Origin of the sequence: Salinibacterium sp. NK8237 (genome assembly GCF_015864955.1) — a bacterium.
In the GTDB taxonomy this organism is placed as follows: Bacteria; Actinomycetota; Actinomycetes; order Actinomycetales; family Microbacteriaceae; genus Rhodoglobus.
Genome location: NZ_JADYWE010000010.1, coordinates 1 through 502 on the forward strand (window position 1 = coordinate 1; position 502 = coordinate 502).

Annotated in this window: 1 protein-coding gene; it reads left to right on the top strand. The window is 40.6% G+C overall.

Translation table 11 applies throughout. The annotated features are described in order from the left end of the window. Positions 1–424 (top strand): hypothetical protein (locus I6E56_RS14920; protein ID WP_197139302.1); only part of this gene is annotated, 424 nt, incomplete at its 5' end. Positions 425–502: the final 78 nt, after the last annotated feature.

Sequence of the window (502 nt, forward strand, 5' to 3'; positions counted from 1 at the left end):
AGGCAAATTACCCGACAGAGAAGCTATACGTGAAGCGTTAAAAAGCCAAGGGTATGAGATAACAAGGGTTACGAAGCAGTCAATTAGCATTAAAAGCCCGAAATTCGATAAAAATATAAGGTTAGATGACCCTATTTTCAGCGAGGACTTTCGAGCGTTCGACTACATTCCAGTAGGAGTTGCAAAAAAAGAAAGGGATTATGAGGGTAACAAGGGCATAATATTTGAAGAAGCCAGTAAGGTACTAAAGAAAGGGCTTGAAATAAAGCGTGAATATCACGCAGAGCGATTTAAAGATGCTCTCGCACCTGAACCTATGGATTTGGATTTGGACGTATCAGAGCCAACACAGGCTCATATAAGCGAACCTGCCAAACAAGTGCCAAGATCAAACGTTCTTAGTAGTCAAAGCTTGGACTACTAAGAACGGGGTTATTTTTGTTTATTGGCGTTGTAATGCTCTATTTTGGCTAGGTAATAGCTCATTGGACGCTTACTAAAC